The sequence below is a fragment of the Pseudenhygromyxa sp. WMMC2535 genome (assembly GCF_011083025.2).
The window spans coordinates 2323648-2337826 of record NZ_JABJWV010000001.1; the positions used below are offsets into that span (position 1 = coordinate 2323648).

The 14179-nt window shown below is 69.7% G+C and carries 10 protein-coding genes; 6 read left to right on the plus strand and 4 right to left on the minus strand.

Annotated features, from left to right (window positions below; translation table 11 throughout):
- Positions 1-90: 90 nt before the first annotated feature.
- The 4 genes from G6O69_RS08740 (at position 91) to G6O69_RS42015 (ending at position 7058) form a co-directional block, all read left to right on the plus strand.
- Positions 91-1944, plus strand: coding sequence for an ABC transporter ATP-binding protein (locus G6O69_RS08740; protein ID WP_172303066.1), 1854 nt, complete (start codon positions 91-93; stop codon positions 1942-1944).
- Between the two features lie 111 nt (positions 1945-2055).
- Complete coding sequence (locus G6O69_RS08745; RefSeq protein ID WP_172303067.1) at positions 2056-3468, plus strand: radical SAM protein; 1413 nt, start codon at positions 2056-2058, stop codon at positions 3466-3468.
- Between the two features lie 123 nt (positions 3469-3591).
- Positions 3592-4107 carry a cyclic pyranopterin monophosphate synthase MoaC gene (gene moaC / locus G6O69_RS08750; RefSeq protein ID WP_172303068.1) on the plus strand — a complete coding sequence of 172 codons (516 nt, stop codon included), beginning with the start codon at positions 3592-3594 and terminating at the stop codon, positions 4105-4107.
- Entirely contained in the window at positions 3993-7058 is a 3066-nt protein-coding gene (locus G6O69_RS42015) for a CHAT domain-containing protein (RefSeq protein WP_172303069.1), read from the plus strand. The genes moaC and G6O69_RS42015 overlap by 115 nt, the downstream gene beginning before the upstream one ends.
- Positions 7059-7062: 4 nt before the next feature.
- On the opposite strand, the gene G6O69_RS08760 is transcribed toward G6O69_RS42015, so the two are convergent.
- Complete coding sequence (locus tag G6O69_RS08760) at positions 7063-7893, minus strand: hypothetical protein (protein WP_172303070.1); 831 nt, start codon at positions 7891-7893, stop codon at positions 7063-7065.
- 315 nt (positions 7894-8208) lie between these two features.
- On the opposite strand from G6O69_RS08760, the gene G6O69_RS08765 reads away from it, so the two are divergent.
- Complete coding sequence (locus G6O69_RS08765; RefSeq protein ID WP_172303071.1) at positions 8209-9180, plus strand: hypothetical protein; 972 nt, start codon at positions 8209-8211, stop codon at positions 9178-9180.
- A 79-nt stretch (positions 9181-9259) separates the two neighbouring features.
- Here G6O69_RS08765 and G6O69_RS08770 read toward each other — a convergent pair whose 3' ends face one another.
- Positions 9260-10636, minus strand: a complete 1377-nt coding sequence (locus G6O69_RS08770; protein ID WP_176396723.1) for a Fic family protein — start codon at positions 10634-10636, stop codon at positions 9260-9262.
- Positions 10637-11028: 392 nt separating this feature from the next.
- Positions 11029-12906: a S53 family serine peptidase gene (locus G6O69_RS08775; protein ID WP_255215742.1), complete on the minus strand. Its 1878-nt coding sequence runs from the start codon at positions 12904-12906 to the stop codon at positions 11029-11031.
- Positions 12907-13253: 347 nt separating this feature from the next.
- Here G6O69_RS08775 and G6O69_RS08780 point away from each other — a divergent pair, with 347 nt between their 5' ends.
- Complete coding sequence (locus G6O69_RS08780; protein ID WP_172303073.1) at positions 13254-13541, plus strand: SelT/SelW/SelH family protein; 288 nt, start codon at positions 13254-13256, stop codon at positions 13539-13541.
- Between the two features lies 1 nt (position 13542).
- On the opposite strand, the gene G6O69_RS08785 is transcribed toward G6O69_RS08780, so the two are convergent.
- Complete coding sequence (locus G6O69_RS08785; protein WP_172303074.1) at positions 13543-14100, minus strand: hypothetical protein; 558 nt, start codon at positions 14098-14100, stop codon at positions 13543-13545.
- Positions 14101-14179: the final 79 nt, after the last annotated feature.

Here is a 14179-nt window from a genome sequence, read left to right on the forward strand (position 1 = left end):
TGGGTCCAACCGAGGAGTGGGCCGCGCCCCAACCAATCCACTCGGGCAGGCAGACAAGCGCGCACCCAGGCGTCACACTGCGTCCGCGCCATGTCCCCACCCCACGCGAGAGCCCGCCGCGAGGCCCAAGCCAAGCTCGGCGTGCGCGAGTTCTTCGGCGTGTTCCGCTACAGCCGCCGCGCCATCGAGCTGGTGTGGACGACCTCGCGCAAGCTGACGGTCTTCCTGGCGGCGCTGACCCTGGTCGCGGGCTTGCTGCCGGCGGCGGCGGCCTGGGTCAGCCAGCAGATCGTCGACGCCGTGGTCGCGGCGGCGGGCGTGGTCGCCCAGGGCGGGGCGCCGGTCTACGAGCTCGCCTTGACCTGGGTCGCCCTCGAGGGGGGGATCATGATCGGCCTCTCGGGCACCCAAAAGGGCCTGGGCGTGTGCCAGTCGCTGCTGCGCGCGATGCTCGGCCACCGGGTGAACGTGATGATCCTGGACAAGGCGCTGAGCTTGCAGCTCGCGCACTTCGAGGACTCGGCCTTCTACGACAAGCTCACCCGGGCCCGGCGCGAGGCCTCGTCGCGGCCGCTGAGCCTGGTCAACCGCACCTTCGGCCTGGTTCAAAACGGGATCTCGCTGGTCAGCTACGCGGCCCTGCTGCTCGCCTTCTCGCCCTGGGCCGTGGCGATCCTGGTGCTCGGCGGGCTCCCGGCCTTCATCGCCGAGGCCAAGTTCTCCGGCGACGCCTTCCGCCTGTTTCGCTGGCGCTCGCCCGAGACCCGCAAGCAGATGTACCTGGAGACGGTGCTCGCCCGCGAGGACTACGCCAAGGAGGTCAAGCTCTACGGCCTCGGCCCGCTGCTGCTCCAGCGCTACCGCGAGATCTTCGCGCTGGTCTTCGCCGAGGACCGACGCCTGACCCTGCGCCGCGGCGCGTGGGGCTTTGGCCTCGGCCTGCTGAGCACCGCGGCCTTCTATGGCGCCTACGCGTGGATCGCCGCGTCCGCCGTGCGCGGGCAGATCAGCCTTGGTGAGATGACCATGTACCTGCTGGTCTTTCGCCAGGGCCAGGCCGCCGTCTCGGCCAGCTTGTCGGCGATCGGCGGGATGTACGAGGACAACCTCTACCTCTCGAACCTCTACGAATATCTCGACCAGGCCGTCGAGGACGAGGCCGGCACCCAGCTCGAGGGCCCGGCACCAGGCGACGGGATCCGCTTCGAAGGCGTGAGCTTCACCTACCCCGGCGCCCAGACCCCGGCCCTCCAGGGCGTCGACCTCCACCTGCGGCCGGGCCAATCCCTGGCCCTCGTCGGCGAGAACGGCTCGGGCAAGACCACGCTGATCAAGCTGCTCACCCGGCTCTATCAACCCAGCGAGGGCCGCGTGCTCCTCGATGGCCTCGACCTGCGCGAGTGGGATCCGGCCCAGCTGCGCCGGCGCGTGGGGGTGATCTTCCAGGACTTCGCCCGCTATCAGATGATCGTCGGCGAGAACGTGGGCGCCGGCGACGTCGACCACTTCGCCGAGGAGCCGCGCTGGCGCCAGGCCGCCGCCATGGGCATGGCCGACGAGTTCATCCGCGACATGCCCGAGGGCTACCAGACCCAGCTGGGGCGGTGGTTCGAGAACGGCCGCGAGCTGTCTGGGGGCCAGTGGCAAAAGATCGCCCTGAGCCGCGCGTTCATGCGCACGGCCGCCGATATCCTCGTGCTCGACGAGCCGACAGCCGCCATGGACGCCGAGGCCGAGGCCACGGTCTTCGAGCACGTGCGCAGCCTGACCGCCGACCGCATGGCGATCTTGATCTCCCACCGCTTCTCGACCGTGCGCAGCGCGGATCACATCGTGGTCCTCGACCATGGCCGCGTGATCGAGTCTGGCTCGCACGAAGCGCTCATGGCTCGCGGCGAGCGCTACGCGCGGTTGTTTAGCCTCCAGGCCGAGGGCTACCGCTAAAACCGGCCCGCGAGATCGGTTCCGCGCGCCTGTCCAAACTGGTCAGGTCGTGGCCAGCTTCGTGGCGCCCGCTCGTTGTGTCAGTCGGACGCGTTATCATCACGACGAGCCATGCACACCGCCATCTTGTACATCGCCGAGCGCTGCAACCAAGCGTGCGTGTTTTGTCTCGAGGAAGATCGCTCGTGGAGCGAGTTCGTGGACCCCAGCACCGAGCAGGTCTACGGCGTGCTCGAGCGCCTGCGCGAGCGCGGGGCCGTGCACATCACCTTCATGGGCGGCGAGACCTTCTTTCGCAAGGACCTGCCCATGATCATCTCGCGGGCCAAGTCCCTGGGCTACACCCGCGTGGGCGTGACCACCAACGGCACGGTGCTGTCCAAGCCGGGCTTCATCGATCGCCTGGTCGCCGCCGGCCTCGACTTCATCGAGCTGTCGATCCACGGCCACAGCCCCGAGCTGGCCAACGGGATCTCGCGCAACAAGGTCACCTTCGATCGCCAGGCCAAGGCCATGGCCGAGATCGACGCGACCGGCTCGCTGTTCACGATCGTCAACGTCGTCGTCTGCCGCGAGAACTACGAGCACCTCGTCGAGATCTCGCGCTACGTGGTCGAGTCCCTGAGCAACGTGCCGATGCGCTTCAAGTTCAAGTTCGAGTCGCTCCAGGGCTGGGCCCTGGCCCGAGTCGACGAGGGCCAGAGCCGGGCGCTGGGCTACGAGGAGGTCGACTTCGTCGGCCTCGGCGACACCCTCGACGAGCTCGGCGCGGATTTTTGGTTCTACAACGTGCCCCTTTGCCACCTGGGGGCGCACGCCGACCACGCCCACGAGCTCGGCGTGCTGGCCATCGACGAGCAGTACTTCGACATGGACCACCGCGGTCCCAACCAGTACTACGACTCGGGGCACCAGCTCGAGGGGCGGGTCTGGCCGACGCAGACCTGCGGTTCGTGCAGCGTGGGCATGCTCTGCCCGGGCCTCGAGGAGTCCCACCGCCTGGCCCGGGGCACCGGCGCCCTCTCGGCGCGCTCGGACAACCCCCGCGAGCTGCTCCGCGCCGGCATGCGTGCCCGCGGGGTCGAGCAGCCAGACGAGGCCACCCTCGACGCACGCCTCGCGGTCCTCGACGCCCGCGAGCGCCCCACCACCTTCGTGCGCAACCGCCCCGACGGCGGCCTGCGCTTCATCCACGCCGAGGAGTCCGCGCCCCTCGACTTGATGGTCGACCCCGACGAGGGCCGCCCGGCCTTCGTGTCCACGGGTCGCTTCGCCCTGCACTACCGCCTGCGCAGCGACGCCGACCGCGAGCCCTCGCCGCGCATGCAGGCGCTGCTCGAGTCCGCCGCCAAGGCTCTGCACCGCGCCGACGAGTCGGGCCTCGACCTCGAGGCCGCCCGCGCGGCGATCGTCACCGCGGTCTCCGGCGAGACCGGCTGGGTCTGCGACCTCTCGACGGTCGTCGCCCGCCCGGAGCGCAAGCGCAGCAGCCTGCCCATCATCCAGCCCGGCATCACGGGCTGAGCCTCGCGCATCGCGGGCCGAGCCCCGCAGGGCTTCGCTCGCGCGCGCGCCCTCCACCGCCGCCGCGCAGGTGACCACCGGGGTCTCACCTGCGCGCGCGTCGTTTTCGTCTACCCTCGCGCCATGTCCGAAGAGCGCGAGGACCAGCTCACCCACTTCGACGCCGCCGGCGCCGCGCGCATGGTCGACGTCTCTCGAAAGCCCGAGACGCCGCGCATGGCTCGGGCGCGGGCCCGGCTCAAGATGGCGCCGGCGACCCTGGCGAGGATCGAGGCCGGGGAGATCGGCAAGGGCGACGTGCTCGGCGTCGCCCGCCTCGGGGGCATCGCCGGGGCCAAGCAGGCCTCGCTCTCGATCCCCCTTTGCCATCCCGTGCGCCTGACCGCCGTCGACGTGGCCTTCGAGATCGCGCGCGAGCTTCCCGGCGTCATCGTCGAGGCCACGGTCGAGGCGGTGGATCGCACGGGGCCCGAGATGGAGGCCATGTGTGCCGCGAGCGCGGCGGCGCTGACGATCTACGACATGTGCAAGGCGATGGATCGCGGCATGGAGGTCGTCGAGCTGCGCCTGGTCGAAAAGCGCGGCGGCAAGTCGGGGCACTGGCAGGCGCCAGCGGCCGCGGAGGTGCGGGAGCCCTGAGCGAGCGCCCACCGAGCGAACCCGCGGGCAGCCGTCGAAGCCTGCGCAGGCGAGGGCGAGCGCGGCTGTGGTCCACGCGAGCCCCCGCCATCGCCGTCGCCGTCGCCGTCGCCATCGCGAGCACGACGGCCTGCCGGGCCGCCCGGGCGGGCGAGGCCATCGCCGCGGGCCGCAACGTCTCCGCGAACGTCTCCGCGACTGTCTCCGCGACCGTCTCCGCGACCGTCTCCGCGACTGTCTCCGCGACCAGGCCCGAGCTCGACGCGCGCCTCGAGCCCGCGCCGCCCCTGGCCCTGCGCGGGTGCTCGGCGATCACTCTCGCAAAGGGCACGACCCGCTGCCTGCTGGCCGCGGCTCGACCGCTGCGCCTGTGGATCCCCGGCGAAGATCCGCCGCGCTCGCTGACCCTCTTCGTCGACGGCCGCCCCCTCGGACAGGTGGCGATCGAGCGCGACCCGGAGGGCGCATGGTTCGAACTCGAGCCGCCCGCGGCCACGGGCAACCTGCGCCTCGAAGACGAGCGCGGGCGCAGCTGGTCCGTGGCGCTCGTCGAGCTCTCCGCCGACTACCGCGCGCTCCGCAAGCAGGCCATCGACGCGGCCCGTCGCGGCGACATGGACACGGCCCGCGATCGCCTCGCCCGCGGCAGCGCAGGTCTTTCTCATGAAGAGGCCGTGCTCGCGCGCTGCGTGGCCGGACAGATCGCCTACACCGCCGGGGAGCTCGACGCCGTGCTCGAGGCCCCGGCCCGCGTCGCCGCGGCCAGCGACGACACGCTCACGCCCCTGAGCTGCCTGGCGGATCTCCACATCCAGGCGGCCTTCGTCAGCCTGGACCAGCGCCCGGACTTCGCCGCGGTCGAGCGTCACCTCGAGGCTGTCCGCGCCCTGCCCCCCCTCGCCATCGACGCGCGCGTCAGCGTCCGCTACCTCCAGGGCCTGCTCGAGCACCGCCTCGGCCGCGTCGACGAGTCCCTGGTCGAGTTCGAGGCCGCGGCCACTTTGGCCATGCGCGCCGGCGCCCAGAAGTCCCACGCAGCCGCGCGGGTGATGCAGGCCGTGGCCCTCGCCCGCCTCGGGCGCTTCACCGAGGCCGAGGCCCTCGCCGCCGAGGTCGAGGCCCACCTCGAGCCCGGCGAGGGCGCCGACCCCCTGGCCCTGAAGATCCGCGCGAACGCGGCGTGGATCGCCCTGCTCCGCGGTGAGCGAGGCGCGACGCCGGCCCAGCGCGCCGCGCTCCTGGCCCGCCTCGAGGCCGTGGTCGCCGGCTTCGAGGCCCTCGAGGACCACGCCGGCGCCGAGCGAGCCCGCCTCAACCTGGCCCTCGCGCAGCTCCAAGGCGAGCAGCTCGACGCAGGCGCGGCCACGCTCGCGGCCATCGATCGCCAGGCCCTGGATCCGCACTACCTGGTCTGGGTCGAGCTCGCGGCCGCCGAGCTCGCCGTGGCGCGGCGTCGCTTCGCGGCCGCCGAGGCCCGCCTGACCCGGGCCGAGCGCTACGCCGCGCTCACCGACGACCGCGAGCACGAGTGGCGCCTGGCCGTGACCCGGGCGGCCCTCGAGCGCGCCCGCGCTCGCCCCGAGGCGGCCCTGCGCGCCCACGCCCGCGCGGCCGAGGTCGCCGACGCCCTCGCCCTGGCGATCCCCGGCGAGGCCGGGCGCAGCGACTTCGTGACCAGCCACGCCCACGCCGACGCCGAGCGCGTGGCCCTGCTGGTCGACGCGGGCCGCGAGCGGGAGGCTTTTTGTGTCGCCGCGGCCAGCCGCGCCAGGCACCTGCGCGCGCTGTGGTCGCGGCTGCGCCCGGCCCTGCCCAAAAAAGAGCGCGCCCGCTACCGCGAGCTGCTCGCCCGCCACCGCGCCCACCGCCAGCAGGTCGACGCGCGCATGGACCAGGCCTGGGCCCTGAGCGACGCCGAGCTGGCCGCCCTCGAGGGCGAGCTGCGGGCCGGGCGAGACCAGGCCCGCGGCTGGATCGCCGAGGCCACCGGACTGCTCGAGGCCCGCGCGCCCGCGTGGTCCTGCGAGGCCGTGCTGCCCCAGGCAGGCGAACCGCGCGAGGGCACCCTCGTCATGCTCGCCGGCGAAGACCAGCGGCCGTGGCTGCTGCTCGCCTTCGACGGCGGCGACGGGCCCAGCCAGGCGATCGCCCGAGCCGCCAGCGCCGACGAGGCGCTCGCCGACACCCTCGCCCGCCTCGCCCCCGAGCTCGGCGCGCTCGAGCGCCTGCGGCTGATCCCCACCGGGGCGCTGGTCAACGTCGACATCCAGCGCGCCCTGCTCGAGCGCCTCGGCCCGCGGGCCCCGAGCCTGCGCTACTCCCTGGGCCTGGGCCGCCCGCCCGAACGACGAGCGGCCCCGGGGGACGCCGCCGTGAGCACCAGCGCCGAAGACCTCGCCGCCGTGATCGCCGGCGCCGAAGACCTCGCCGCCGTCGCCGAGGAGGTCCGCGCGACCACGGCCCGGCTGCGCGCCCTCGGCTGGCGCGTCGAGGACAGCTGGTCCCCCGCGAGCGAGCGCCAGCCAGCCCTGCTCCACTACGCCGGCCACGGCCGCTACGCCCGGGAGCAAGGCGGCTGGCGCAGCGCCCTCGAGCTCCCCGGCTACGGCCGCCTCGAGGCCGCCGACATCGTCGCCAACGGCCGCGCACCCGCCCTGGTCGTGCTCGCGGCCTGCAGCGCCGGGCGGGCGGATCCCCAGGCCATCGACGGCGGCATGAACCTCGCCGCCGCCTTCTTGCTCGCGGGCGCCGAGCTCGTCATCGCCCCGACCCGAGACGTCGACGACCGCGCGACCTTGGCCCTCAGCCGCGCGCTCTATGGTCAGGCCCGCCTCGACGCCACCTCCCTGACCGAGGCCCTCGACGCCGCCCAGCGCGAGGAGCTCGCCCACCCCGAGCTGCCCCGAGCGCCCGCGACCAGCGCGACCAGCTGGCGCGCCTGGACGCCCTGAGCCCTCAGATGTTCGTGTTCTTCTCCACGTCGTAGTCGAAGGCGCTCTTGTCGGTCACCCGACGAAAATCGCTGTCGTCGGCGTTGATGTGGAACTCGTCGTCGTAGGTCCAGATCGCGTCCGCGTAGCCCTTGCCCTTGAGCCCGGAGGTCGTCGACGTCCGGCAGGTGAACATCAGGTAGCGCCGGTAGCCCATCAGCGCGAGCCTGTCGACCACCATGGGCAGCGGGACCTTGCCCTCGAGCAGCATGCTCGCGGCTTTTTGCTGGGCGTCGCGGACGTCGGTCACGATCGCAACGTCGCAAAGGGGCAAGACGCTCGCCAAGGTCGCGAGGTTCTTCTGGAGCTCGTAGGCGTCGTGATAGCCGACATAGACGTCGGGCGTCCCCGCCGTCGCAAAGGCGTAGGGCGCCGACTGAAACTTGGTCACGAAGCCGACGAGGCGATTGTTGTAGTTGTCGCGGACCAGGTTGTGGCCGTTGCGCACGAGGAAGCCGAACGCCGAGGTCCCAAAGCCGATGGTCGCGGTCGAATTCTGGGCGCCGTGGGCCACGAAGACCAGCATCCCGGGGTCCTCGGGTTGCCCCTTGGTCTGGCGAAAGAGGGTCACCGTCGCGTTCCCGTAGGGCAGACAGCAGATCTTCACGTCCCTGGCGGTCGCCCCCGCGAGGACGATGGAGTCCTCTTCTTCCTCGATGACGATGGGCTTTGGTTTCCGCTTGGGAACAGGCCTCTTCTTGACCGGCGTGGTCTTCTTCTTCTTCGTGATGTCTTCCCTGACCGTCCTCAGCAGGCCCTTGCAGAGCGGACACGCGGGCATCGAGCCTTTGGACACGGGGACGACAGAGTCATAATTGTCACACTTTTTATTCATGCACTTTTTGGGCATGTCGTCCCCGTCATCAGTTGCAGCTCGACCTCCACACAATCTGGCGGGGAGGTCGAGCTTGCCCAGCCCACGTTTGCAAGGGCTTACACTCGAGGTCAATTTTCCAGCGTAGGTGTCCGCGCGAGCGGCTCCACTCCGTGCGCCACGCCAGCGTCCACGCGCCGCACACGCGATCCCTCCGCGCGCGTCACAGCTCCACCGCCATCGGCCAGGCCCCCCTGCGTGAGCGCAGCGGCGTCGACATGTACAATCCTCTCTCCCGTGCAGACCTCCGCCCGCTCCCCCCGCCTCGGACTCGCACCTCACGCCCTGCTCGCCCTCGCGGCCATGGCCAGCGCCTGCTCGAGCGGCGCCGAGGAGACGAACAACACCTTCGCCGCCTCGATCACCTTGACCGGCGCCGACACGGACGTGGGCGAGGAGGACGACACCGAAGACACCGCCGACCAGGGCGAAGACGAGGACGACGACGACGGCGGCCCCGTGTGCGGCAACGGCCAGATCGAGCCCGGTGAGACCTGCGACGGCCTCAACGTCGGCGGCCAGAACTGCCTCGGCCTCGGCTTCGACGGCGGCCTGCTCGTCTGCCAGGACGACTGCTCCGACCTCGACATCAGCGGCTGCGCCAGCGACTCCTGCGGCAACAACTTCGTCGAGGACGCCGAGGTCTGCGACGGCTCCGACCTCAACAACCAAAACTGTATCACCCAGGGCTTCGACGGCGGCGTGCTCGCCTGCACCGAGAGCTGCTCGGCCTTCGACACCAGCGGATGCACGATCGAGACCTGCGGCAACGGCCAGGTCGACGAGGGCGAGGTCTGCGACGGCACCGCCCTCGCGGGCCAGGGCTGCATCTCCCAGGGCTTCACCGGCGGTCAGCTGGCCTGCAACGCCAACTGCGACAGCTACGACACCAGCGCCTGCACCCTCGAGACCTGCGGCAACGGGGCGATCGACGAGGGCGAGTCTTGCGACGGCAGCAACCTCGACGGGGAGACCTGCGCCACCAATGGCTACGGCGAGGGCACCTTGCAGTGCGCGGACAACTGCGACTACTTCGACGTCTCGACCTGCAACGACGGCGACTGCTGTGCGGCCAAGGACACCCCGGGCTGCCAGGTGTCCTTCGTGGAGAACTGCACCTGCGCCATCGATGACTTCTGCTGCGAGACGGCCTGGGACGAGTTTTGCGTCGAGAAGGCGCTCGAGTCCTGCGCGGCCGTCTGCGAGTGACCTGGCCTCGCGCGGGGTTCGAGACCCATGGGCGGCCATGTTCTTGGCCTCCGGCGGGTAGCGAGCGTCGCGTCAGCCCTCAGCCCATGGCGTCGCGGACGATCTGCTCGAGCGCGGCAACGAGCTCGTCGTCGAGCTCGGCGAACTGCTTGCGCTTGCGCTTGCTCAGGCGGCCGCCGTTGTCTCGGCACAGCGTGATGAACAGCTGCTCTTTGCGGTCGGGCATGTCCACGAGCTCACGCATGCGGGCGATGGTCTGGTCATAGCGGCGCAAGAAGTCGGCCTCGCCAACGAACCCGTCTTCGATGGCGCGCTCGAGCCAGACGAAGGTCGCGCCGACCTGGGCGCTGAGGTCAGGGTAGCGGTACAGATCGAGATCCATGTCACGGATCGTGAGCAGGCCGTCTCGATCGAGCTCGTAGTCCGTGTGCCGCATGGCCTTGGTCGAGAAGTCCTCGAGCGCCGCGTCATAGCTGGAGGGATCGGCGAGCAGGACGGCCGAGACAGGGAGGATGCAGCCCGGCGGGGTGAACCCTCGGCGGGCGAGGGTGTGGTGAATGAGCAAGCGGTGGAGCCGGCCGTTGCCGTCGCTGAAGGGGTGAATGAACACGAAGGCGAAGGCGCGCGCAGCCGCCTCGGCGACCGCAGCCCCGGGCCCAGTGAATTCGCGCAGCTTCAGCCAGGCCTCGGTCAGGGCCGGGGTTGATGAGCTCGGCGCGCCGACGAAGTGCACGTGCTCGCGCCAGCCGATCGTCTGACCCACATAGACCTCGGGTTCGCCCTCCTGGCGAATATTCGTGTCGGCGTAGCGAGGATCGACGAGAGAGTTTTGTAGCTCGACGAGACCTGCGAGCTCGTCGAGGGGTAGACGGTCGACGCGGGCGAGCTGGGCGAGGTAGCGGTTGATGCGCGTGCCTGGCTCCTCGCGTTCGATCTCGAACGAGCTCTTGGTCTCCTTGGCGTAGAGGTAGCCAGTGATGCGCCTGAGCAAGGCGAGATCGATCCCGTCCATGATCTCGGCGATCCGACGGTCGAGCTGCTTGGCGACGCCGGCCTCAATCGCCTCGCTCCGGCGCACGAGTGGACACAGCCCGCGACCGCCGAGGAGGTTGTCCTCGACGCGGTAGCGAGAGTGGCGACGGGGTGCCGCACAAAACTGCTGCTCAGGGTCGGCGGCGCTCACCCACGGACCTTGGTTTGCGTCCTCGATGTCGAGCTCATGGCCCGCGAGCTGCTCGCAGAAGAACGCGATCCGGCGGGCATAGCTGGACGTGGGCTGGTCGCTGATACGTCGCGCGAGCGCCTCGCGGTCGGTGAAGTGGAACGCTTTGACGAGCGCATAGGGATGAACGCCGTCGTACTTGAGCGCGAACACGAGGTGATCGAAGTCGTCGTCGCCACGTCGGTAGCTACGTGGGAAGCTCTCGACGAGCTGACCATCTTCGACCTCGCTCATACGGGGGCGGGTGTCGTCGCGGATCACCGAGCGACGCCACAGCAAGCTGGGATCGAGGCCATAGCGCTCGAAGATTCGCGCGTAGCCCGCAGATGTGCCTTTATTTTTGTTCAGAGCGCTATAAAAATAATTCAATTCTGGTCTTTTTGTCGATAAACATAAGCGCGAGGCACGCACTTCTGCTCGGAGACGCCCAATTCGCCATAATTCGAATTTCCTTCAGCATCCCGAAAAAACCATCTGAATTTGGGCCGTCCTTCGATTTTTGTTTGCGCCAAGAGCGCATGGTGAGCTATCGAGGGCCGCCTATCGGAGGCCGCCTGCATGACGAGAGAACTCGACGGTGCTCTGCCTGAGCCCCGTCGAGTCCTCTGATCGCGCACGAGCGGCGCCTAGGGCGTCGGCCAGGTCTGCGCCAGGTCCAGCGCCTGCGGCGTCCCCCAGCCGCTGCCGGGGTCCCAGCCCGAGGCCGCGGCGTGGGACTCCGTCGACCCCGAGGTGATGTCGCGGAAGGTCGCCTGCACCGCCTCGTCCGTGTAGAGGATCTGGTTGAGGTAGCCCATCGGCGCCATGCCGTTCTCCGCCCGGTACTGGTTGATCACCGCCATGATCCCCGCGACCACGGGCGACGCGAAGCTCGTGCCGCCGTAGCGCGCCCAGGTCGAGTCGTAATAGATCCAGTAGGGCGAGAAGGGTGAAGCTGCGGCCGAGAGGTCGGCGGTCATGCGGTGGTCCGAGTCGAAGTCGGGATAGTCCGCGACCGCGGCCATCTGCCACTCGGGGATGTCGAAGCTCAGGGTCTCACCGGAGCCGGACTCGTCCCACAAGACCTCCGCGGTGAGGGTGTTCGAGCTCCAGTAAAGGCGCGTGCCGCCGACGCCAGTGACCCACGGGCTCGAGCTCGGCGTGTCGGTCTGTCCCGAGTCGCCGGTCGCCGCGAACACGGTGACGCCCAGGGCCGCGCCGACCAGCGAGGAGTCGTCGTACTGGTTGCGAACCACCTCGGGCTCCGAGTCCTCGCGGTGCGCGAAGGAGGTCGTGACCACCGAGACCTCGTCGAGCTGCGCCCGGGTCAGGGCCTCGTTGTAGCCGAACACCATCGAGGTGTTGCGCGAGTCCGGGGCGCCGTAGGTGATGATCTCGGCCCCCGGCGCCATGGCGCCGGCCCAGGTGTTGTCGAGCTGCGTCTCGATGTAACGGGTGATCGGCGCCTCCATCAGCTGGATGACCTCGGGGTTGGTGCGCGAGATCTCGAAGCTCTGCCAGAAGGTCTGCGCCCACTTGAAGTGGATCGTCGCCCCGACGATCACGCCGATCTTCTGGCCGCTGCCGTCGTAGCCGAGGTCGTAGAGATCGTCCACGTCGTAGGCCTGGGCCACGCGGGCGGGGGTCAGGTACGAGCCGGAGGTCGCATCGCTCGGCGGGATCACCTCGATCTCGCCGAGCTCGTTGGGCAAGCTGCCCTCTTCGACGGGCAAGTCCGCGGCCACGATGCCCGGACTGCGGTCGGCCACGAAGATCGGCAAGGTCATCGGGTCCGGGGTGCAGTAGACCGGGATGTCGTCGTTGCCTTGCTGCGGGTTCTCGCGCATGCACACGTGCAGCGTGGTGTTGAAGGCCTCGTTGAACTGGCCGACAAGGCCGCTGAACTGGATCAGCATGCGGTTGCTGGCCAGGTAGTTGACCGACAGGCCCTCGTACTCGAGCCAGGCTTGGAGCAAGGTGAAGTCCTCCTCCAGCGGCGCGTGGTTCTCGAGCAGCTCATCGACGGTCATGTACTGGCCAAAGGCCGGGCTGTTCGGGTCGGAGACGTCGAGCACGAAGTCCTCGAGGGCGTCGCGCTCGCGCAGGTCCAGGCCGATCAGCGCACGGAAGCCATCGTCGGGGTCCGCCTCGCCGAGGTCCTCGTAGACGTCCCCGTCGGGGGAGGGGATGCCGTCGGGGTTGGGCGTCGGCTCCCACTCCTCCGGGGGGATCTCGTCGAGGTCATCGCCGAGGGTGTCGGCGCTCTCCTCCGTCCCCGAGGTCGACTCCTCCGAGGTCGACTCCTCCGAGGTCGACTCCTCCGTCGTGCCCGTCGACTCCTCCGTCGTGTCCGTCGACTCCTCTGTCGTCGTGTCCGTCGACTCTTCCGTCGTCGGATCTCCAATCTCGTCGTCGGAGCTGGTGTCGTCCGTCTCGCCGATCGGGACGTCGTCGTCGGTACAAGCCAGCGTCAGCAAGCTCGCCGACAAGAGTGTGGTCATCAAGGTGGTCGTTCGCTGAGTCATGATGTCTTCGCCCGCAGGGTGACAATGGACGCCGGTCTCGTCCTTGGGTGTCGACGACGCGAGGTGTCACCTCGCGCGTTTCGTAGCCGTGCTGACCACGGCTGCTCTCGAGCCGTCAGCCACCGGGACTATGGTGTGCCGAAACCATCGCCTTCACGAATGCGCAAAACTCGCGAGTCGATACGCATCATCAGGCGGCGCCTGCGACCACGATCAACCGCCCCCCTTCGTCGCCGCTCGCGGGTCTGCGCCGATCGCTCCCCGCTTTTCCTCGCCTCAGCCGCCCTCGCAGCGCGCTAGCGCCCACCGAGCCCCGCCCAGGCGTCACCATATGTAGGCTGGGATCGATGCCCACCCCGCGCGTCGAGATCGAGTACTGCCCCCGCTGCCGTTGGCTACTGCGTGCCGCCTGGATGGCGCAAGAGCTGCTCACCACCTTCGTCGACGAGCTCGGCGAGGTCGCCCTGGTCCCCGCCAGCGAAGCCGGCCGCTTCCGCGTGAGCCTCGACGGTCAGCCGCTCTTCGACCGCGGGCAAGCCGGACGCTTCCCCGAGAGCAAGGAGCTCAAGCAGCTCGTCCGCGATCAGATCGCCCCCGAGCGAGACCTCGGGCACAGCGACCGCGACTCCTCATGACTCAGAGCACGTGCACCTGACAGGTCGCCTGGACCTGCCCCATCTCCTTCGTGAAGGTCAGCTCGACGATCCCCGTCCCGTGCCCATTGACCGTATAGGTCCAGACATAATTCCCATCGCCGTCGTCCCCAATATCCTCGTTCCCCGTCACCGGCGCCCCGGCGCCCTCGATCTGCTCGACCGACATCCCGATGTACGCGAAGGGCTGCGCGTTGGCGTAGGCCGCCTCGAAGGCCTGCCCCGCGACCGCGGGGTTCGGCGAGATCATGAAGCCCTCGTCGCAGGGTAGCGCCTCGAGCCCGGTCTCGGTCTCGGTCTCGGTCTCGGTCTCGCCGGTCGACTCGGACCCCGTCGACTCGGTGGTCGTATCGCCGGCGCTCTCCGTGCCCGTGCCCTCGCCCGTCTCCTCGGCGGTCCCAGACACCTCGTCGGCGTTGTCGCCGTCGTCGACGTTGCCAGCAGAGATCAAAAAGCCGTCATCGCCACCGTCGGCGCCAGCGGCACATGCCGAGAGCGAGAGCGGGATGATGCTCGAGAGCAACGCGAGGTGCAGTTTCATGGCGCGACGAGGCTATCAGCCCAGCTCGAAAGCGACCATCCGCCAGACTGCTCCGAACCCTGACCACATGTCGTCCGTG

Excerpts from the sequence above, each read along its gene's own strand:
- G6O69_RS08740 (WP_172303066.1), top strand. The coding sequence starts at position 91 with ATGTCCCCACCCCACGCGAGAGCCCGCCGCGAGGCCCAAGCCAAGCTC.
- G6O69_RS08745 (WP_172303067.1), top strand. The coding sequence starts at position 2,056 with ATGCACACCGCCATCTTGTACATCGCCGAGCGCTGCAACCAAGCGTGC.
- moaC (WP_172303068.1), top strand. The coding sequence starts at position 3,592 with ATGTCCGAAGAGCGCGAGGACCAGCTCACCCACTTCGACGCCGCCGGC.
- G6O69_RS08770 (WP_176396723.1), bottom strand. The coding sequence starts at position 10,636 with ATGAGCGAGGTCGAAGATGGTCAGCTCGTCGAGAGCTTCCCACGTAGC.
- G6O69_RS08775 (WP_255215742.1), bottom strand. The coding sequence starts at position 12,906 with ATGACTCAGCGAACGACCACCTTGATGACCACACTCTTGTCGGCGAGC.
- G6O69_RS08780 (WP_172303073.1), top strand. The coding sequence starts at position 13,254 with ATGCCCACCCCGCGCGTCGAGATCGAGTACTGCCCCCGCTGCCGTTGG.
- G6O69_RS08785 (WP_172303074.1), bottom strand. The coding sequence starts at position 14,100 with ATGAAACTGCACCTCGCGTTGCTCTCGAGCATCATCCCGCTCTCGCTC.